General features: G+C 68.8%; 18 protein-coding genes. 9 read left to right on the top strand and 9 right to left on the bottom strand.

Annotated features, from left to right (window positions below):
- Positions 1-21 precede the first annotated feature (21 nt).
- Positions 22-2,322 carry a xanthine dehydrogenase family protein molybdopterin-binding subunit gene (locus J2X20_RS19260; RefSeq protein ID WP_310268011.1) on the bottom strand — a complete coding sequence of 767 codons (2,301 nt, stop codon included), beginning with the start codon at positions 2,320-2,322 and terminating at the stop codon, positions 22-24.
- Complete coding sequence (locus J2X20_RS19255) at positions 2,319-2,786, bottom strand: (2Fe-2S)-binding protein (RefSeq protein WP_310268008.1); 468 nt, start codon at positions 2,784-2,786, stop codon at positions 2,319-2,321. The genes J2X20_RS19260 and J2X20_RS19255 overlap by 4 nt, the downstream gene beginning before the upstream one ends.
- Before the next feature lie 239 nt (positions 2,787-3,025).
- Between J2X20_RS19255 and J2X20_RS19250 the strand changes: the two genes are divergently transcribed.
- Genes J2X20_RS19250 through J2X20_RS19220 form a run of 7 tightly spaced genes read left to right on the top strand, consistent with a single transcriptional unit; the run spans position 3,026 to position 8,326 of the window.
- Positions 3,026-3,520, top strand: a complete 495-nt coding sequence (locus J2X20_RS19250) for a (2Fe-2S)-binding protein (RefSeq protein WP_310268005.1) — start codon at positions 3,026-3,028, stop codon at positions 3,518-3,520.
- Positions 3,517-5,670, top strand: coding sequence for a xanthine dehydrogenase family protein molybdopterin-binding subunit (locus J2X20_RS19245; protein ID WP_310268001.1), 2,154 nt, complete (start codon positions 3,517-3,519; stop codon positions 5,668-5,670). The genes J2X20_RS19250 and J2X20_RS19245 overlap by 4 nt, the downstream gene beginning before the upstream one ends.
- The gene (soxX, locus tag J2X20_RS19240; RefSeq protein ID WP_310267999.1) at positions 5,670-6,035 is read left to right on the top strand and encodes a sulfur oxidation c-type cytochrome SoxX; all 366 of its coding nucleotides are present in this window, start codon (positions 5,670-5,672) and stop codon (positions 6,033-6,035) included. The genes J2X20_RS19245 and soxX overlap by 1 nt, the downstream gene beginning before the upstream one ends.
- Positions 6,032-6,442, top strand: coding sequence for a thiosulfate oxidation carrier protein SoxY (locus J2X20_RS19235; protein ID WP_310267997.1), 411 nt, complete (start codon positions 6,032-6,034; stop codon positions 6,440-6,442). Before soxX ends, J2X20_RS19235 begins: the two co-directional genes overlap by 4 nt.
- Positions 6,442-6,765: a thiosulfate oxidation carrier complex protein SoxZ gene (locus tag J2X20_RS19230; RefSeq protein WP_310267994.1), complete on the top strand. Its 324-nt coding sequence runs from the start codon at positions 6,442-6,444 to the stop codon at positions 6,763-6,765. The genes J2X20_RS19235 and J2X20_RS19230 overlap by 1 nt, the downstream gene beginning before the upstream one ends.
- Positions 6,762-7,484, top strand: coding sequence for a sulfur oxidation c-type cytochrome SoxA (gene soxA / locus J2X20_RS19225; protein ID WP_310267991.1), 723 nt, complete (start codon positions 6,762-6,764; stop codon positions 7,482-7,484). The genes J2X20_RS19230 and soxA overlap by 4 nt, the downstream gene beginning before the upstream one ends.
- A gap of 44 nt (positions 7,485-7,528) precedes the next feature.
- Entirely contained in the window at positions 7,529-8,326 is a 798-nt protein-coding gene (locus J2X20_RS19220) for a hypothetical protein (protein WP_310267990.1), read from the top strand.
- Positions 8,327-8,332: 6 nt separating this feature from the next.
- Here the strand turns inward: J2X20_RS19220 and J2X20_RS19215 are convergent, their stop codons facing one another.
- Complete coding sequence (locus tag J2X20_RS19215) at positions 8,333-9,025, bottom strand: glutathione binding-like protein (RefSeq protein WP_310267987.1); 693 nt, start codon at positions 9,023-9,025, stop codon at positions 8,333-8,335.
- Between the two features lie 91 nt (positions 9,026-9,116).
- On the opposite strand from J2X20_RS19215, the gene J2X20_RS19210 reads away from it, so the two are divergent.
- Complete coding sequence (locus J2X20_RS19210) at positions 9,117-9,824, top strand: hypothetical protein (RefSeq protein WP_310267984.1); 708 nt, start codon at positions 9,117-9,119, stop codon at positions 9,822-9,824.
- Between the two features lie 153 nt (positions 9,825-9,977).
- Here J2X20_RS19210 and J2X20_RS19205 read toward each other — a convergent pair whose 3' ends face one another.
- Positions 9,978-11,051, bottom strand: coding sequence for a phosphotransferase (locus J2X20_RS19205; protein ID WP_310267983.1), 1,074 nt, complete (start codon positions 11,049-11,051; stop codon positions 9,978-9,980).
- Positions 11,052-11,235: 184 nt separating this feature from the next.
- Positions 11,236-11,940, bottom strand: coding sequence for a Crp/Fnr family transcriptional regulator (locus J2X20_RS19200; protein ID WP_310267981.1), 705 nt, complete (start codon positions 11,938-11,940; stop codon positions 11,236-11,238).
- Between the two features lie 127 nt (positions 11,941-12,067).
- On the opposite strand from J2X20_RS19200, the gene J2X20_RS19195 reads away from it, so the two are divergent.
- Positions 12,068-13,762 carry a type IV pilus assembly protein FimV gene (locus J2X20_RS19195; RefSeq protein WP_310267980.1) on the top strand — a complete coding sequence of 565 codons (1,695 nt, stop codon included), beginning with the start codon at positions 12,068-12,070 and terminating at the stop codon, positions 13,760-13,762.
- A 264-nt stretch (positions 13,763-14,026) separates the two neighbouring features.
- Here the strand turns inward: J2X20_RS19195 and J2X20_RS19190 are convergent, their stop codons facing one another.
- From J2X20_RS19190 to lptF, 4 genes are read right to left on the bottom strand one after another with little or no spacing between them, the layout of a single operon-like run.
- A complete protein-coding gene (locus J2X20_RS19190; RefSeq protein ID WP_310267975.1) occupies positions 14,027-14,971 on the bottom strand; it encodes a CysB family HTH-type transcriptional regulator in 945 nt (314 codons plus the stop codon).
- On the bottom strand, positions 14,968-15,333 hold the full coding sequence (locus tag J2X20_RS19185; protein WP_310267973.1) for a sirohydrochlorin chelatase: 366 nt from the start codon (positions 15,331-15,333) through the stop codon (positions 14,968-14,970). Before J2X20_RS19185 ends, J2X20_RS19190 begins: the two co-directional genes overlap by 4 nt.
- Positions 15,330-16,457: an LPS export ABC transporter permease LptG gene (gene lptG / locus J2X20_RS19180; RefSeq protein ID WP_310267970.1), complete on the bottom strand. Its 1,128-nt coding sequence runs from the start codon at positions 16,455-16,457 to the stop codon at positions 15,330-15,332. The genes J2X20_RS19185 and lptG overlap by 4 nt, the downstream gene beginning before the upstream one ends.
- Positions 16,454-17,554 (bottom strand): LPS export ABC transporter permease LptF, encoded by a 1,101-nt coding sequence (gene lptF, locus J2X20_RS19175; protein WP_310267967.1) that lies wholly within the window; start codon positions 17,552-17,554, stop codon positions 16,454-16,456. The genes lptG and lptF overlap by 4 nt, the downstream gene beginning before the upstream one ends.
- Positions 17,555-17,559: the final 5 nt, after the last annotated feature.

The raw sequence follows: 17,559 nt of genomic DNA, 5'->3' as shown, positions 1-17,559 counted from the left end.
AGTCCAGGACCCGCCGCCGCCTCAGGCCTTCTTCGCCGTCAGCTGGTCCTTCAACGGCAGCTGCCGGATGCGCTTGCCCGTGGCCGCGAAGATCGCGTTCATCAGTGCTGGCGCGATCGGCCCGATGGCCGGCTCGCCGACGCCCCCCAGCGGCTCGTCATAGCCCTTGCTCGGCATGATGTGCACGGCGATCTTCTTGGGCGCGATGTTGAGCCTCGCGATCTCGTAGTCGTGATAGTTGCTTTGCTCGACGCGGCCGTTCTTGAAGGTGATCTCGCTGTACAGCGCCTGGCTCAAGCCCATGATGCAGGCGCCCTCGACCTGGGAGCGGATGCGGTCCGGGTTGATGGCCGGGCCACAGTCCAGCGCCACGTCGATGCGCGGGATGCTGAGCTCGCCCTTGGCACTGACGCGTACCTCGACGACGACGGCCATATAGGTCACGAAGCTGTAGTTGGCCGCCAGGCCCTGGCCCCAACCTTTTCCGCCCTGCAGCTTGCGGCCCCAGCCGGCCTCCTTGGACACGCGTTCGATGACGCCGCGCAGGCGGCCCGTGTCGACCGGGTAGAGCTTGGGTGACTCGCCATGGTTCCAGCCGTCGCCCAGTTGCGGCGGCGGGATCTGCGCCGGCGGGCCGAGCAGTTCCAGCAGGTAGTCACGGTGGTCGCGCTTGGCCGCGTGGGCCAGTTCGGCGACGAAGGACTGGGCCGCGAAGGCATGCTGGATGTTGTTGACGGAGCGCAGCCAGCCGATGCGCGCATGCGCCGTCGCGGCCGGGTTCTCGATGCGCACATTCGGGATGGCATAGGGGAGGTTGATCAGCCCGAGGCCCAGTTCGAACTCCGCCAGCTGCTTGGGGTCGGGCGCGAAGATGGACAGGATGGTCGGCTCGGCCGCGCGTTGCAGCCAGGCGGTGACCCGACCCCTGGCGTCCAGCCCCGCTTCCAGGTGCTGGGCGGTGACGGTGTGGAAGTAGTCGTGATGCAGGTCGTCCTCGCGGGTCCAGGTCAGCTTCACCGGCACGCCCTGCATGGCCTGCGACACGAGCGCCGCCTCGACGGCGAAGTCGGGCTTGGACTTGCGGCCGAAACCACCGCCCAGCAGCGTGACATGGACCGTCACCTTGTCGATGTCCAAGCCGAGGCGCTTGGCGACGCGCTCGCGCGCGGCCTGGGGCGACTGCACCGAGGTCCAGACCTCGCAGCGCCCATCCACGAGGCGCGCGGTGGCTGCGGGCGGCTCCATCGTCGCGTGCGCGAGATGGGGTACGTAGTAGTCCGCCGTCACGCGCTTGGCGGCCTTGCCCAGGGCGGCCTGGGTATCGCCGTCATCGCGCACCACTTTGCCGCCAGGCTTGGCCACGGCGGCCTCCAGCTCCTTGCGAAAGGCGACCGAGTCATAGCTCGCATGCTCGCCGTCGTCCCAGACGATCTTCAGCGCCTCGCGGCCCTTCATCGCGGCCCAGGTGTCCTTGGCAACGACGGCCACGCCGCCCAGCGGCTGGAACTCGGCCGGCGGCGGCGTGCCCGCCAGCTCGATGACCTTGACGACGCCTGGCACCTTCAGCGCCTCGGACGAGTCCACGGACTTGAGCTTGCCGCCCAGCACCGGCGGTCGCGCGACGACGGCGTACAGCATGCCCGGCAGCCGCGTGTCGATGCCGTATTGCGACTTGCCGGTGACGATGACCTCGGCGTCAACGAGATGGCTGTCCTGCTTGCCGATGTAGCGGAAGTCCTTGGGATCCTTGAGCTTGAGCGCCTCGCCCTTGGGGACGTCCAGCTTCGCGGCCGCTTCGGCCAGCGCGCCATAGCCCAGCGAGCGGCCGCTGGCCTTGTGCGTGACCGCATGGTTGGCCGCCTGCACCTCGGCGACCGGCACGCCCCAGGCCTGGGCTGCGGCCAGTTCCAGCATGGCGCGGGCGGCCGCGCCGCAGCGGCGCATGGGCATGAACCAGTGCCGCATGCTGCGCGAGCCGTCGGTGTCCTGGTTGCCGTATTTCTCTTCATCGCCAGGGGCCTGCAGGACCTTGACGCGGGCGAAGTCAGCCCCCAGCTCGTCGGCCAGCACCTTGGGCAGGCTGGTGCGCACGCCCTGGCCCATCTCGGAGCGGTTGACGATGATGCTGACCGTGCCGTCGGGCGCAATCGCGACGAAGGTGCGTGGGCTGTCCTGGATGCCGTGGGGCATGCCGTCGCCGCCGTATTTCTTGGGTTCGTCGGCGCCCAGTGCAAAGCCGGGCAGGCCGATGCCCAGCACCAGGCCCGTGAAGCCCAGCAGGCTGCGCCGCGTGAGATGACCATGGGGGACAGAGGCGTTCATGCGGCACCGCCTTCCAGGCCGGCGGCCGTCTTGATCGCGCTGCGGATGCGCGTGTAGGTGCCGCAGCGGCACAGATTGCCGCTCATGGCCGCGTCGATGTCGGCGTCGGTGGGCTTGGGCTTTTGCTCCAGCAGGGCCGTCGCGCTCATGATCTGACCTGCCTGGCAGTAGCCGCACTGCGGTACGCCGAGCTTGACCCAGGCGTGCTGCACGGCCTGACCGGCCTTGGTGGCGCCCACACCCTCGATCGTCACGACGCGCTTGCCGGTCGCGGCGGACAGCGGCGTCTGGCAGGCTCGCACGGGCTGGCCGTCCAGATGCACGGTGCAGGCGCCGCACAGCGCCAGGCCGCAGCCGAACTTGGTGCCGGTCATGCCGAGGTGGTCACGCAGCACCCACAGCAGCGGGGTGTCCTCGCCGGCCTCCACCGTCATCGACTGTCCATTGATCTGCAATGTCGTCATCGAAGTCTCCACAGATAGCAAACCTGCGCAGAACCGGCGCATTCGGCTACAGCAGCCGCGAACGCTACACGTTTCCGGCCAAACCTGCTGGCGGCTCAGCGCGGGCGCTCGTCCAGCCTCTGTGCCAGCGCCAATGCGAAGCGATGGGCGTTACCGGACGAGCATCCTGAAGACAGAAGGGGGTCGATGCTGCTAGGCTGCCCCGCGCCCGCCAGCGTTGGCGGATGGGAGCAAGCGGCATGGCGGAGTTGACGGTCAACGGCAAGCGGGTGCAGTTCGAGGCGGAAGCCGACACGCCCCTGCTCTGGGTGCTGCGCGAGCAGCTCAGCCTCACGGGCACCAAATATGGCTGCGGTGTCGCGCAGTGCGGGGCCTGCACGGTCCATGTCGACGGCGCGCCGGTGCGCAGCTGCGTGATGCCGGCCTCGGCGCTGACGTCGGCGCAGAAGATCACCACCATCGAGGGCCTGGCGCCCAATGCCTCGCACCCATTGCAGAAGGCCTGGGATGCGCTGGATGTGCCGCAGTGCGGCTTCTGCCAGAGCGGCATGCTGATGGCCGCCGCCGCCCTGCTGAAAGCCAAGCCCAAGCCCACCGATGCCGACATCGACGCTGCCATGACCAATATCTGTCGCTGCGGCACCTACAACCGCGTGCGCGCCGCCATCCATCTGGCCGCCGGCCAGGTGCAGCGCAAGCAGATCCCCATCGTCATTGACGGAGGTCAGGCATGAGCGCCGTCCTCTCGCGCAGGTCCTTCCTGCACACGACTTCGGCGGCCGCCGGTGGCCTGATGGTGGGCTTCCATGTGCCCGGTCTGGCCCAGCAGGCCGAGGCCGCGCCCGAGCTGAACGCCTGGGTGCAGGTCTTGCCCGATGAAACCACCGTCATCCGCATCGCGCGGTCCGAGATGGGGCAGGGCACGCTGACCGGCCTGGCCCAGCTCGTCGCCGAGGAGCTCGAGTGCGACTGGAGCAAGGTCAAGACCGAGTACCCGACGCCGGGCCAGAACCTGGCGCGCAACCGCGCCTGGGGCAGCATGAGCACCGGTGGCAGCCGCGGCGTGCGTGAGTCGCACGAGTATGTGCGCAAGGGCGGGGCCCTGGCCCGGGCCCTGCTGATCCAGGCCGCCGCCAACCAGTGGCAGGTGTCGGTCGTCGAATGCACGACGGCCAGGGGCTGGGTGCTGCACGCCGGCAAGAAGCTGAGTTATGGCCAGCTGGCCGCCGAGGCCGCCGAGCTGGCCGCGCCGGCCGACATCCAGCTCAAGCCCGCCAAGGACTGGACGCTGGCGGGCAAACCGATGAAGCGGCTGGACACCAAACCCAAGCTCGACGGCTCCCTCGTCTACGGCATGGACCTGCAGCTGCCCGGCATGCTGAACGCGGCGATCAAGGACTGCCCCGTCTTCGGCGGCAAGCTCAAGAGCTTCGACGCCGCGGCCATCGAGGGCAGGCCGGGCGTCAAGAAGGTCGTCAAGGTGGGCGACTCGGCGGTGGCCGTCGTGGCCGACACCTGGTGGCGGGCCAAGACGGCGCTGGAGGCCCTGCCCATCGTCTGGGACGAGGGCGCCAATATCGCGCAGAACAGCGCCGACACGGCAGCCACGCTGAAGGCTGGCCTGGAGGCTCCCGAGGCCGCCGTCGGCAGCAGTCAGGGCGATGTGAAGGCGGCGCTGGCCGGTGCGGCCAGGAAGGTCGAGGCCGTCTACAGCTACCCGCACCAGAACCACGCGACCATGGAGGTGATGAACGCGACGGCCCGATGGACGCCGCAGCGCTGCGAGGTCTGGACGCCGACGCAGAACGGCGAGGCGGCGCTGGCCGCGGCCGCCGAATCGTCGGGCCTCCCGCCGGCGCAATGCGAGGTCTACAAGCTGCACCTGGGCGGCGGCTTCGGTCGGCGCGGCGCGGTGCACGACTGGGTGCGCCAGGCCGTGGCCATCGCCAAGGAGCTGCCCGGCACGCCGGTCAAGTTGATCTGGAGCCGCGAGGAGGACATGACCCACGGCCGCTACCACCCGGTCACCCAGTGCAAGCTGACGGCCGGCCTGGACGCGGCGGGCAAGCTGACGGCCCTGCATATGCGCATCTCGGGCCAGAGCATCATCGCGGGCATCTTTCCGCAGAACATCAAGGACGGGAAGGACCCGGTCGTCTTCCAAGGACTGAACGCCGGTGGCGCGGAAGGCGCGCTGGGCTATGCGGTGCCGAATCTGCTCGTCGACCATGCGATGCGCAACCCGACGGTGCCGCCGGGCTTCTGGCGCGGCGTCAACCTGAACCAGAACGCCGTCTATCTGGAATGCTTCATCGACGAGGTGGCCCATGCCGCCAAGCGCGACCCGCTAGAGCTGCGCCGCGAGCTGCTGGCCAATTCGCCCAAGCATCTGGCGGTGCTGAACGCCGTGGCAGCCAAGGCCGGTTGGGGCAAGCCGCGCGCCAAGGGAAGGCATCTGGGCCTGGCCCAGATCATGGGTTTCGGCAGCTATGTGGCGGCCTGCGCCGAGGTGTCGGTGAGCAAGAAGGGTGAGCTCAAGATCCACCGCATCGTCGCCGCCACCGACCCCGGCCATGCGGTCAATCCGCAGCAGATCGCGGCCCAGGTCGAGGGCAGCTTCGTCTACGGCCTGTCGGCGGCGCTGTTTGGCGAGATCACCGTCAAGGACGGCCGCGTCGAGCAGCAGAACTTCGACACCTACCCGGTGCTGAAGATGGAGCACATGCCGGCGGTCGAGACGATCTGCATGCCGTCGGGTGGCTTCTGGGGCGGCGTTGGCGAGCCGACCATTGCCGTCGCGGCACCGGCGGTGCTGAACGCTGTCTTCGCGGCGACGGGCAAGCGCATCCGCGAGCTACCGCTGTCCAAGCACAAGCTGGTCTGATGCGCGCTTTGCTGGCCTTGCTGCTGGTGACCAGCGCGCAGGCTGGCGATGTCGAGCGTGGCCGTGCCCTCGTGGCCGACCGCAGCCAGAGCCTGTGCCTGCTCTGCCATGCGTTGACGGCAGCGGGCGATGCCAACCAGGGCAATCTGGCGCCGCCGCTGGACGGCATCGCGACGCGGCTCAATGCCCAGGGCCTGCGCGAGCGCATTGCCGACATGCGCCGCTTCAACCCGGCCACCGTCATGCCGCCTTTTCGCTCGACCGAAGGTCTGCGCGACGTAGCGCCCACTTGGCAGGGCAGGGCCGCACTGACCGAGCAGCAGCTCGACGATATCGTGGCCTATCTCGGGACGCTGGCGAGATGAGGCGGCGCGAGTTCGCCGTGACCGCTGCGGCCTGGACGCTGCTGCCGGAGGCGCAGGCCAGTGACGAGGCCATGCGCGTGGCCATCCGCGCCTGGGCCGGGCGCAACCCCGAGCCCGGCAATCTGAAGATCGAGATGGCCGAACTGGTGGAGAACGGCAATGCGGTGCCGGTGCGCATTGTGGCGAACGAGGCCGTCGTGGGGCTGGCCCTGTTCACGCCATTGAACCCCGAGCCCGAGGTCGTCCATGTCGCCTTGGGCGCGGCTGTCGCCAGGCCCGAGTTCAGCACGCGCATGCGCCTGGCACGCAGCCAGCGCATCGTCGCGGTGGCCAAGGCAGCCGACGGACGCTGCTGGCAGGCTGGCGTCGACGTCATCGTGACGCTGGCCGCCTGCGTGGAGCCCTGATGGCAACACGAGCCGTCATCACCTTGCCTGCCGCCATCAAGCCCGGCGAGGCCTTTGAAGTGAGGGTCACGGTGGCCCACGCGATGGAAACGGGCTACCGCAGCAGCGACGAGGGCGCCCGCCTGCCGCGCGATCTGGTGCGCCGTTTCGAATGCCGGCTGGATGGCGAACCGATCTTCACGGCCGACCTGTTCGCAGCGATCTCGGCCAATCCCTATCTCGCCTTCTGGATGAGGGCCGACAAGCCCGGTGAGCTGAGTCTTGTCTGGCGCGGCGACAACGGCTTCGAGCATCGCGAGACCCGCACGCTGAACGTCACATGAGGGCAGCGCTGCTTCTCGTCGTCGCCTTGGCGGCTCACGCCGACGAGCGCCGCTCCGGCCGCGACACCATGAGCCCGGCCCTGCGCACCCTGCAGGCCGATGACGCCCAGCATCCCGCCCAACTGGCCCTGGCTCTGGGCCGCGAGCTGTGGCGGCAAGGCCCGAAGTCCTGCGCCGGCTGCCATGGCGAGCCCGAGAAGCTGCGCGGCGCGGCGGCACGCTATCCGGCCTTCGACCAGGGCCTGCTCGACCTGCCCGGGCGTATCCAGCGTTGTCGCGTCCGCCACCAGCAGCAATCCGCCTGGGGGCCGCAAGCCGAAGCCCTGCTGGCGCTGACGGCCCTGGTCGCTCAGCAGTCTCGCGGACTGTCTCTCACACCGCCGCGTGGCCCCGAACTGGATGCCGCCGCCAAGCGCGGCCAGCAGCTCTACATGACCCGCATCGGCGCCCTCAACCTGTCCTGCGCCCAATGCCACGATGAACGTGCCGGCCTGCGCCTGGGCGGCAGCCTGATTCCCCAGGCCCATGTCGACGACTATCCCGTCTACCGCCTCGAATGGCAGTCCCTGGGCAGCCTGCAGCGCCGCCTGCGGGGCTGCCTGAACGGCGTACGGGCGACGGTGTGGGACTGGGACAGCGCCGAGTTGCTGGCGCTGGAGGTGTATCTGGCGCGCCGCTCGGCCGGCATGGCGATGCAGCCGCCGGGCGTGCGCCCCTAACAAGCAGGGTGACTGTTACACCCCCTCCTTCCTAGGATCGGGTCATGGCAGTCACGACAACAAGGCGCGAACCGACACTGGAGCGCCTGCGGCTGCCGGTGGGCGAAGCGCTGGTGTTCGTCGACCTGGCCAGCGGCGACCTCATCACGACCGGCCTGCGCTGCTGCCTGGTGCAGCGTGGCGGCGGCCGGCTGCTCGGCCGTTCGGTCTTCACGCCTTCGGGCCTGCATGTGTGGCCGGACCTGCCCGAGCGCTGGCGCCAGCCCCAGGAGGTGGCGTGTGCCGACGTGCTGGTGCGCGATGAACTGCAACGCTTCCAGCCGCTGAGCCTGCCGTGGCCGCTGCCGGCCCGGCCGGTGGGCCAGATCCTCAGTGACCGGGTGGTGGGCGGCATGCGCATGATGCGGGTGGGCCTGCTCAGCGCGCCGACACGCAGGCCGCCGCCGGGTGTGTGCAGCGTCTATGGTCTGCTCACCTGGCAGGCGAATGGCGAGCCGGCAATCTGGGCCCGCGTGTGCCTGATCGATGGCGAAGGCCGCGTTCACGAAGGCGCGAGCGACGCCGAGGGGCGGCTGGCGCTGCATGTGCCACCACTTCGCCCGGGCAGCGTCGGGGCCGCGGCGCTGCAGGTCTTCGCCGATCCGGCCCTGGAGGCGTCTTCCATGGGGCTGGGTGCGCCCGATGTGCTGGCCTTCGCCGACCAGCCGGTGGTGCTCGCGCTGGCTGATGTTCAGCAGCAGGCCGCTTATATGCCCGGCGTCCTGGCAGCGCACGAACCCCTCATCCTCGCCAGCCAGGGCCTGCCGCCGGCGCATCGCGAGCTGCGCCTGGAGCCGCGCTGACCCGCCTCAGCGCTGTTCCATCTGGCGCCGGCCGAACAGCACCTCGCGGGCCTTGTCGTCGGTCAGCGGCTTGCGCGCGCCGGCCAGCACCTCGACGCCGCGCTGCACCGCCGGGCGCTTGGCGATCTCGTCGAACCAGCCCTTCAGATGCGGGTAGTCGCTCATCTCGACGCCCTGGTTCTTCCAGGAGCGCAGCCAGGGGAAGATGGCGATGTCGGCGATGCTGTAGTCGCCCCCGCCGACATAGGTCGAATGCGCGAGGCGCTTGTTGATGACGCTGTAGAGGCGCCGGGCCTCGTTGGTGTAGCGGTCGATGGCGTAGTCAATCTTCTCGGGCGCATAGATGCGGAAGTGATGCGCCTGGCCCAGCAGGGGGCCGACGCCGCCCATCTGGAACATCAGCCACTGCAGCACCTCGTATTTGCCATGCACGTCGGCGGGCAGCAGCTTGCCGGTCTTGCCCGCCAGGTAGAGCAGGATGGCGCCGCTCTCGAACAGCGAGATGGGTTTGCCGTCGGGGCCGTCCGGGTCGGTGATGGCCGGGATCTTGTTGTTGGGGCTGATGGCGAGGAAGTTCGGGGCGAATTGCTCACCGGCACCGATGTCCACGGGATGCACCCGGTAGGCGAGACGGCACTCCTCCAGCATGATGTGCACCTTGTGGCCGTTGGGCGTGGGCCATGAATACACTTCGATCATTCGTCGCCTCCATGCGGTGTGCCTAGCAAGCAGGCCCCATTCTCAGACTTCCTCACGACTCATGGTGGTAAAGCAAGTCAAGCACTGGCTCGTGACGCGCGCCAACGCCTCGCGCTGGCGTCCGATCATGGACTGGGCCGAGGCACGCGGCGCCGAGTTCTCGCAGACGCGCGACGGCCAGGGCTTCCTCATCGAGCAGCCCAAGGCCCTGCCCGGGCCGCTGCGCATCGAATGGGGCGTGTCCCAGCGCAGCTATCTGCCGGGCACGGAGCTGCGCATGCGCTGCGAGATGGGCCTGCACCACGACCTGCAGATGATGGTGCTGTGCCGCGCCCTGATGGAGAACCTGGAGCGCGCCGTCTTCGAGGCCTATACCGACACGCTCAAGACCCGTGTCGACACCGACACGCCGGAAGAGATGCGCTGGCTGGTGATGTTCCCCAAGTTCAACAACGCGGCCTCGCAGATCTTGCGCCAGCGCTATGGCGTCGTCGGCGTCACCAAGGAGCTGAGCAGCGCGTGGATCGAAGGCGAACTCGGCGAGGCCCTGGTGCAGGCCAGCCAGGACCTGCTGCCCGAGGGGCATCCCTTCGTGCTGATGAGCATGCGCGGCAATCTGTATCTGCGCACCGAGATGAGCGAGGCCGACCTGCCCAAGGTCCAGGCCCTGGTACGCCTGCTCGAGGTCGCGGCACGCGAGGCGCAGCGGGTCAGCGGCCGGCTGTCCGAGGGCGGGGCCTGGCCGACGACAACGTCGATTGCCTGGACGCCGTCAACCCGCCCTGGCGATGTGACCTGAAGCCCCTCGTCCAGCCTTGCCGCTCTGAACGCCGGCAAGTCTGACCGGTCCCCCGAGGGGACGGCGATGCTTGCCGGCTCGACCGGCAAGCACATCGCCCAACGCGGGCCGGCTAGGGGCGGCCCGTCGCTCGGCCCGCACCTCGTACGGCTCTCACGTTTTCTGCGCGAAGCTCCAGGCCAGCTCGGCGAGTGGTTTGGCGCTCTTCGCTGTTTCCTTGGCTTGCGCGCTGGAGGCGGTGCCGTCCACGACGCGCTTGGCGATGCCCTGCACGATGGCCGCGATGCGGAACATGTTGTAGGCCATGTAGAAGTTCCAGTCGGCCATGACGGCGCCCGCATCGGCGCGGCCGGTGCGCTCGCAGTAGCGCTGCACATACTCGCGCTCGCTCGGGATGCCCAGCTCGGCGAGGTTGACGCCGCCCAGGCCGCGCGCGGCGCCCGAGGTCTGGATATGCCAGCTCATGCAGTGGTAGCTGAAGTCGGCCAGCGGATGGCCCAGCGTGGACAGCTCCCAGTCCAGCACGGCGATGACGCGCGCCTCGGTGGGGTGGAAGACGACGTTGTCCATGCGGTAGTCGCCATGGACGATGCTGACTTCGCTCTCGTCGCGTGCCGAGGCCGGGATATGGGCCGGCAGCCATTGCAGCAGCGAGTCCATGGCCGGGTTGGGCTCGGTCACCGAGGCCAGGTATTGCTTGCTCCAGCGGCCGATCTGGCGCTCGAAGTAGTTGCCGGGCTTGCCATAGGCTTCGAGGCCGCGGGCCTTGAAGTCGACCTGGTGCAGGGCCGCGATGACGCGGTTCATCTCGTCATAGTGGGCCGCGCGCTCGGCATTGCTCATGCCGGGCAGGCTCTGGTCCCACAGCACCCGGCCGGGCATGAAGGACATGACGTAGAAGGCGCGGCCGATGACGGCCTCGTCCTCGCACAGGGCGTACATGGCCGGCACGGGCACGTCGGTGCCGGCCAAGGCGCCCATGACCTGGAACTCGCGCTCGATGGCATGGGCCGAGGGCAGCAGCTTGGCCACCGGGCCGGGCTTGCTGCGCATCACGTATTGCGCACCCGGGGTCTTCAGCAGATAGGTCGGATTGGACTGGCCGCCCTTGAACTGCTCGATCGTCAGCGGCCCGGCAAAGCCGTCGACATGGGCGGCCAGCCAAGCCTCGAGGGCGGCGGTGTCCAGCGGTTGGGCAAGGGGGCGGGTGCCGGTGAATGCTTCCATGGGCGCATTGTGCGAGCCAGCTCAGACATACCGTGTCGCACCAGCGTCATGCTACTTCTGCGGGCCGAGCGCCGGGCCGCTCCCTAGGCGGCCCGCTTTGATGATGTGCTTGCGGCTCAACGCCGCAAGCATCACCGTCCCCTTGGGGGACGTCCAAGGTGCACCTTGGACGAGGGGCCGAACTTCAGCGCGACGCTGCGGCCAACAGCTTCTCGCGGCTCAACACCACCAGGCGGGTCGGCTCCACCCGTACCGCGCCTTCGCGCTCAAAGGCCTTCAGTTCCTGGTTGACGCGCTGGCGCGAGGCGCCGAGCAACTGAGCGAGGTCCTCCTGCGCCAGTTGCAGGCCGATGCGGATCTCGTCGCCTTCCTGCACGCCATAGGAGCGCGCCAGCAGCAGTACCTGCTTGGCCAGGCGCGCGGCCAGGGGTCGGGTGTTGAGGTCCTCGATCATGTCGAACATCAGGCGCAGCCGGCGGCAGTTCAGCCTCAGCAGGGCGTCGTAGAGCTCGGAATGGGCCTGCAGCAGGGCGCGGAAGTCGGCCTTGCGCACGCTCAGCAGCGTGGTCTCGCCATGGGCATAGGCGTCATGGGTGCGCGGCAGCCCGTCGAAGAGGGCGATGTCGCCGAACCAGGTGCCGGGCTCGACATAGGTCAACGAGATCTGCTTGCCGGCCAGCGACACCGAGCTGACGCGCACGGCCCCCTTGGCCACGGCCGACCACTCCTCGGCGGGCTCGCCGCGGTGGGACAACATGGTCTCGTCGGGCAGGCGGCGCACGAAGGCGCGCTGCAGGATGTCGTTGCGCAGCGGCTCGGAGAGCTTGGAGAACCAGGCGCCCTGATCGATCTGCTGCCGTTCGGCGGGGGTGAGGGTGAGTGAGTTCATGGCTTGGGAGGCATTGTGCCGCCCGCGCATCCCCTGGGAATGGGGTCTTCGGCGGGTGCCCCCATGCTAGAGTGATCCGCGCTGTCTCCACCCCCTCATTCAACCGATAGCTAGACGCCCGCAGTCAATGCCCTTCACGGCCCTGCGCCCGACGTTGCTGGGTGCCCTCACTCCTGCTCTGGCACTGCTGTTCGGCCTGGTGCCCCAGGGTGCCGAGGCACTGGGGCTAGGCCGACCGCTGATCCACTCTGGCCTAGGCAAGCCGCTGGACGCCAGCATCCCGCTGACCTTGGCCGAGGGCGAACAGCTCGGCGATTCCTGTCTGCGTGCCGAGGTCTCGGCCGGCGATGCGCGCGTGCCGGCCGGTCTGTTGCAGCTGCGCGTCGAGGGTGAACCCGGCCAGCAGCGCATCCGCCTGCAAAGCCTGGCCCGTATCGACGAGCCGGCCTTGCGCATCACACTGGCCCTGGGCTGCCCGCTGCGGCTGACGCGCGAGTTCAATCTTTTCATCGACCCGCAAGGGGGCGCCACCGCGCCGCCGCCACCCGCAAATCCGGTTCCAGCACCGGCACCCCTCCCGGTCGCCGAGCCGACGGGGCGTCTGGTCGCGCAGGCCCCGCCGCCCAAGCCCCGGCCCAAGCCACGTGCCGCCGGACCGCGCCTGGTGCTGGAAAGGCCCGAGGTGCTGGTGGCCGAGGCGCCGCGGCCCGTCCAGCCCGCCAGTGCCGCCGAGACCGAGCTGAGTCCCGAGCTGGAGGCCCAGATCACCCAGCTCGAGCAGACCGTGGCCCAGTTGCGCGCCGAGCTGGAGGCCCGCTTGCAGGCCGAGGCCGCCGCATCCGCCGCGGCCGCGATCCCTCGCGCCTCTGCGCCAGAGGTGACGCCGCCTCCCGCGGCGGTGCGCAGCCCGCATGCCTCGCCCTATCGCGATCCCATGACCTGGGTGCTGACGCTGGGTTTGAGCCTGCTGGCCGGTGCGGCCGCCTTCTATGGCAGCCGTTGGCGCGATGAGCGCACGCGCCGTGAGCTGGCCTACTGGCGCGCCTTGCATGCCGCCGAAGGTGCCGGCGTGCCGGTGGCGGTGCCGCAGCAGCCTTCGCCCGGCATGGCGCCACCCGTCGCCGGCCTGGCCGCCATGCTGCCGGACGAAGGCCAGCACCAGGCCACGCGACCCCAGCCCCGGCCCATGCCCTGGCCACCGGCGCCCATCTCGGCGCCCGCACCGGTTGCGGCAACCATCCCGCTGTCCATGCAGGCCACCCAGCCTCTGCCCGCTCAGGCCGCGGCCGCGCCGACGCTGTCCAACGAGATGACCGTGGCGGACGACTTGCTGGACCTGCAGCAACAGGTCGACTTCCTGCAACTGCTCGGCCAGCACGAGGCGGCGGCCGACCTGCTGGCCACGCGGCTGGCGCGCGGCAATGCCGGGGCCATGCCTTATCTGATGTTGATGGAGCTCTGCCAGCAGCGCGGCGAGCCCGAGGTGTTTGCCGAGCTCGTCAAGCAGTTCGAGCCGCGCTTTCGCGTGCTGGCGCCGCAGTGGTCGCAAAGCCTGGCACGCGGGCGCGGCCTGGACACCAACCCCAGCGTGATCGCGCATCTGCAGGTGGTCTGGTCCGACCCGAGCGCGGCCATGCAGATGCTGCAGGACCTGCTGGCCCGCGGCAGCGGCCCCGGCGTGCAAAGCTTCGAGCTGCCGGCCTATCGCGACCTGCTGACCCTGTACAGCGTGGCCCGCGATCTGTTCGAGGCCGGCCTGCGCGGCGACGAGGTCGACCTGATGCTGCCGATCGACTCCAAGTTCGGCGACAGCCAGCTTTAGGGCCTGCGAACCCCACGGCAATGGGTCGCGAAGGCCCGCCGCAAGGGGCCAATCTAGACGCAGCGCGCCGCCCGCACTCGTGTGCGGGCCAGGGCTGCAACAACGAGTGGCCCCTTGCGGCGGACCTTCCCGGAGGGTTGTGGCCAGAAAGGCCGCATGCTGTGTTGCAGATCCTCGCTGGGTCGACACCCAGCTTGCGGTCTGCTGTCGTGCCTGCGGCCTTTCTGGCCACAACGCGGCCCATTGCCGTGGGGTTCGCAGGCCCTAGAGATCGAAGTCGTCGGCGTCGCCGCTCATGGCCTTTTCGATCAGCTTGCGGCTCAGCCGGTCCGACAGCAGCTCGGCGAAGGCATAGACGTAGTTGCGCAGATAGGCGCCGCGCTTGAAGGCGATGCGCGTCACATTGCTGCCCAGCAGCGTGCCCAGCGGCTTGGCGACGAGGTCGCTGTTGGCAGGCTCCTCGCGCATGGCCATCTCGGCCACGATGCCCACGCCCATGCCCAGGCGCACATAGGTCTTGATGACGTCGGAGTCGATGGCCTCGAGGACGATGTTTGGCGTCAGATGACGCGAGGCGAAGGCCTTGTCGATGCGGGTGCGGCCGGTGAAGCTGGGGTGATAGGACACCAGCGGCTCGCTGGCGAGTTGTTCCAGGCTGATGCGCTCGGCGCTGGCCAGCGGATGCTCGCGCGGCACGACCATGACGTGCTGCCATTCATAGCAGGGCAGGGTGACGAGCTCTGGATACTGGGCCAATGACTCGGTCGCGAGGCCGAGGTCGGCAGTTTCGTCGAGCAGCATCTTGGCGACCTGGTCGGGGCTGCCCTGGTGCAGGCTGATGCGCAGCTGCGGCAGGTTCTTGCGCAGCTGGGCCACCGGTGCGGGCAGCACATAGCGGGCCTGGGTGTGGGTGGTGGCGATGGAGAAGGTGCCGCTGTCCTGGCGCGAGTACTCCTCGCCGATGCGCTTGAGGTTGCCGACCTCGCGCAGGATGATCTCGATGCAGGCCAGCACCTGCTGGCCCGGCTCGGTGATGCGGCGCAGCCGCTTGCCGTGGCGCGAGAAGATGTCGACGCCCAGCTCCTCCTCCAGCTCGAGGATGGCCTTGGACACGCCGGGTTGCGACGTGAACAAGGCCTTGGCCGTCTCGGTCAGGTTGAGGTTGCGGCGGGCGGCTTCCTGGACGAAGCGGAATTGATGCAGATTCATTCGAGGACGGCCAGGCAGGCCAGGCTGATCGCTTGAAGGACGGCTTCCTGTTCGCCGAGCGGCGCGTGCAGCACCCACTCGATGGCATGGCGTTCGCGCAGCTGGTCGAGCAGGGGCGGGATGTCGCGTCGGACATGGCCGCCGGTGCCAAGGAAGAGGGGCAGCACATGCACGCGGGTGCAGCCCGCGGCCACCAGCTGCTCGGCGGCGTCTTCGATGCCGGGCGACATGAATTCGAGATAGGCCATGGCCAGCGGCGTCGTTGGCCTTGCGGCGCGCAGGCGCTCGGAAATCACTTCGAAAGGCCTGGCCCAGGCAGGGTCGCGTGCACCGTGGGCGAAGAGCAGCAACCCTTCGCTCATCGGTATCTCACCAGCCAAGTAAAGGCCGCCATCGACAGCCCCATATAGAGCAGGCTGGGCGTCGCCGCGACGACCCAGGGCGTCCAGTTCTTCAAGAGGCCCAGGTGGCCGGCCACGTTGTTCAGCAGCACGAAGCTGATGCCCAGCATGATGCCGCCGAAGACCTTGATGCTGATGCCGCCCGAGCGGCCGTGCAGATAGGCGAAGGGCAGGGCCAGGGCCACCATGACGAAGCAGGCGAAGGGATAGAAGGCCTTGCGCCAGAACTGGATGTTGTGGGCCTGGGCCGACTGCTCCTGGGCCGACAGATGCTCGGTGTAGCGGTAGAGCTCCAGCGTCGACATGGACATGGCCGGCAGCACGGCCGCGGCGATGACGCCGGCGTGCAGCGAGCTCTGCCAGTCCAGCTTGTCCATCCTCTGTTCGCTGACGACGACCTCGCCGACGCTGCCGCTGGCCGTCGTCGTGCCGGGGTTCCAGACCGTGCGCTTGACGGCCTGCAGATGCCACAGGCCCTGGCCGTCGACGTCGACCTTCTCGGCTTCGGTGCGGGACATCAGCCGGCCCTGGTCGTCGAACTCGAAGATGCGCACGTCTTCCAGGTCGCCGCCGCTGCCGACGCGGCCGACCTTGACCGAATAGCTGCGCTCCTGGCCGTCGATCTTCTGGTGGTCCTTCAGCCAGGCGCCGCGCTTGGCCGGGTTGGCATCATGGCTGAAGCGGGCGCGCATCTCATCGCCTTCGCGCTCGAAGTGCGGCGCGACGTAGTCACCGACGACGAAGGTCAGGACGGCGAACGCGGCGGCCAGGCCAGCCAGCAATTCCAGCGCCCGCCTGGGGCCGAGGCCGCCGGTGCGCAGGATGGTGAACTCGCTGCTCTGCGCCATGCGCGCCAGCGCGACGATGGCGCCGATCAGCACGGCGATGGGGAACATCTCGTAGAAACGCCCCGGCAGCTCCATCGCGGCCAGCAACGCGGCCTTGCCGGCGCCGGCGCCGATGCGAGCCATTCGCTCGATCTCGTCGACGAAGTCGATGAAGAAGAACAGCGACAGGAAGGCCAGGGCGACGAGCAGGACGGAGCCGGCGATGTCCTTGTAGAGCAGGGCGCGGACGGTCCTCATGCCGCTGCCTCTTTGACCGTGCGGCGACGCAGGCAGAAGCGGTTGGCGTTGTCGCGCAGCCAGATGACGGCCAGGGCCAGGAAGAGGGCGCTGCCGTGCACGACCAGCAGGCCCCGACCCAGGCTGACGCGGCCATTGCCGACCCAGGACTGCGACAGGTTGATGAGGTTGAAGTAGACGATGAAGGCGAGCAGGGCGAACAACAGGTTCCAGTTGCTGGCGCGGCGCGGGTTGGAGGCCGACAGGCCGACGCCGAGCAAGGCCATGTTGAAGCCGCCTAGGATCATGCCCAAGCGCCAGGCCAGCTCGCCCTGGTTCTTGGGCGTGGGCAGGCGCAGCAGGTCCAGCGTGGCCATGGCCTTGGGCGGCAGCTGATTGGCATTGGCCAGCACCTGGGTGTCGGTCATGACCTTGTACTGCTCGAAGCGGGCCAGGCTTTTCTCGCCGGACTTCATCTGCGTCTCGTTGCGCTGGCCATGGTCCAGCACCAGGTAGCGGTCGTCGCCTTCCATCTCCAGGTGGCCGCGGGCCGAGGTCGTCACCGACTCGCGCTCATGCTGGTTGGACAGGATGAAGACGTTGCGGCCGGTGGCGGCGTTGTCACCGTCGCGTTCGATGAAGAAGACCCGGCTGCCATCACGCGAGGTCTGGAACTGACCGGGGGCGACGCGCGAGAGGTCGCCGCGCTTCTGGTAGCGGTCGCGCAACTCGGCGCTGTTCTGGTTGCCCCAGGGCCAGACCAGCAGCTCCAGCACGATGACGCCCAGCAGCACCGGCCAGGCCATGCGCAGCACCGGCCTCACGAAGCGCGACAGCGGGATGCCGCTGGCAAACCAGATCGTCATCTCGGACTCGCGGTAGAAGCGGCTCAGCGTGATGACGACGGCGATGAACAGCGACAGGATGAGCATGGTCGCCAGGTGGGCGATGGTGGCGTAGCCCATCAGCAGCACGACATCCTGCGGCGCCACATTGCCGCCGGCGGCCTGGCCCAGGGTGCGGATCAGGGTCGACGTCAACATGATGGTCAGGATGACCACCAGGGTGACGCCGAAGCTCTTGGCCAACTCCGATCGCGTGGATGAATCGAATAACATCAAAC

It is taken from the genome of Roseateles saccharophilus (assembly GCF_031458095.1).
GTDB lineage: Bacteria > Pseudomonadota > Gammaproteobacteria > Burkholderiales > Burkholderiaceae_C > Pelomonas > Pelomonas saccharophila_A.
Note: the sequence above shows the minus strand (reverse complement) of the source record. Positions and strands in the feature narration are given on the sequence as shown.

What these genes read in the sequence shown, in the direction of transcription:
- J2X20_RS19200 (WP_310267981.1), bottom strand. Translation starts at nt 11,940, where the DNA reads ATGAACTCACTCACCCTCACCCCCGCCGAACGGCAGCAGATCGATCAG.
- lptG (WP_310267970.1), bottom strand. Translation starts at nt 16,457, where the DNA reads ATGAGGACCGTCCGCGCCCTGCTCTACAAGGACATCGCCGGCTCCGTC.
- lptF (WP_310267967.1), bottom strand. Translation starts at nt 17,554, where the DNA reads ATGTTATTCGATTCATCCACGCGATCGGAGTTGGCCAAGAGCTTCGGC.
- J2X20_RS19215 (WP_310267987.1), bottom strand. Translation starts at nt 9,025, where the DNA reads ATGATCGAAGTGTATTCATGGCCCACGCCCAACGGCCACAAGGTGCAC.
- J2X20_RS19195 (WP_310267980.1), top strand. Translation starts at nt 12,068, where the DNA reads ATGCCCTTCACGGCCCTGCGCCCGACGTTGCTGGGTGCCCTCACTCCT.
- J2X20_RS19235 (WP_310267997.1), top strand. Translation starts at nt 6,032, where the DNA reads ATGAGGCGGCGCGAGTTCGCCGTGACCGCTGCGGCCTGGACGCTGCTG.
- J2X20_RS19220 (WP_310267990.1), top strand. Translation starts at nt 7,529, where the DNA reads ATGGCAGTCACGACAACAAGGCGCGAACCGACACTGGAGCGCCTGCGG.
- J2X20_RS19230 (WP_310267994.1), top strand. Translation starts at nt 6,442, where the DNA reads ATGGCAACACGAGCCGTCATCACCTTGCCTGCCGCCATCAAGCCCGGC.
- J2X20_RS19255 (WP_310268008.1), bottom strand. Translation starts at nt 2,786, where the DNA reads ATGACGACATTGCAGATCAATGGACAGTCGATGACGGTGGAGGCCGGC.
- J2X20_RS19185 (WP_310267973.1), bottom strand. Translation starts at nt 15,333, where the DNA reads ATGAGCGAAGGGTTGCTGCTCTTCGCCCACGGTGCACGCGACCCTGCC.
- J2X20_RS19245 (WP_310268001.1), top strand. Translation starts at nt 3,517, where the DNA reads ATGAGCGCCGTCCTCTCGCGCAGGTCCTTCCTGCACACGACTTCGGCG.
- J2X20_RS19260 (WP_310268011.1), bottom strand. Translation starts at nt 2,322, where the DNA reads ATGAACGCCTCTGTCCCCCATGGTCATCTCACGCGGCGCAGCCTGCTG.
- J2X20_RS19250 (WP_310268005.1), top strand. Translation starts at nt 3,026, where the DNA reads ATGGCGGAGTTGACGGTCAACGGCAAGCGGGTGCAGTTCGAGGCGGAA.
- soxX (WP_310267999.1), top strand. Translation starts at nt 5,670, where the DNA reads ATGCGCGCTTTGCTGGCCTTGCTGCTGGTGACCAGCGCGCAGGCTGGC.
- soxA (WP_310267991.1), top strand. Translation starts at nt 6,762, where the DNA reads ATGAGGGCAGCGCTGCTTCTCGTCGTCGCCTTGGCGGCTCACGCCGAC.
- J2X20_RS19205 (WP_310267983.1), bottom strand. Translation starts at nt 11,051, where the DNA reads ATGGAAGCATTCACCGGCACCCGCCCCCTTGCCCAACCGCTGGACACC.
- J2X20_RS19190 (WP_310267975.1), bottom strand. Translation starts at nt 14,971, where the DNA reads ATGAATCTGCATCAATTCCGCTTCGTCCAGGAAGCCGCCCGCCGCAAC.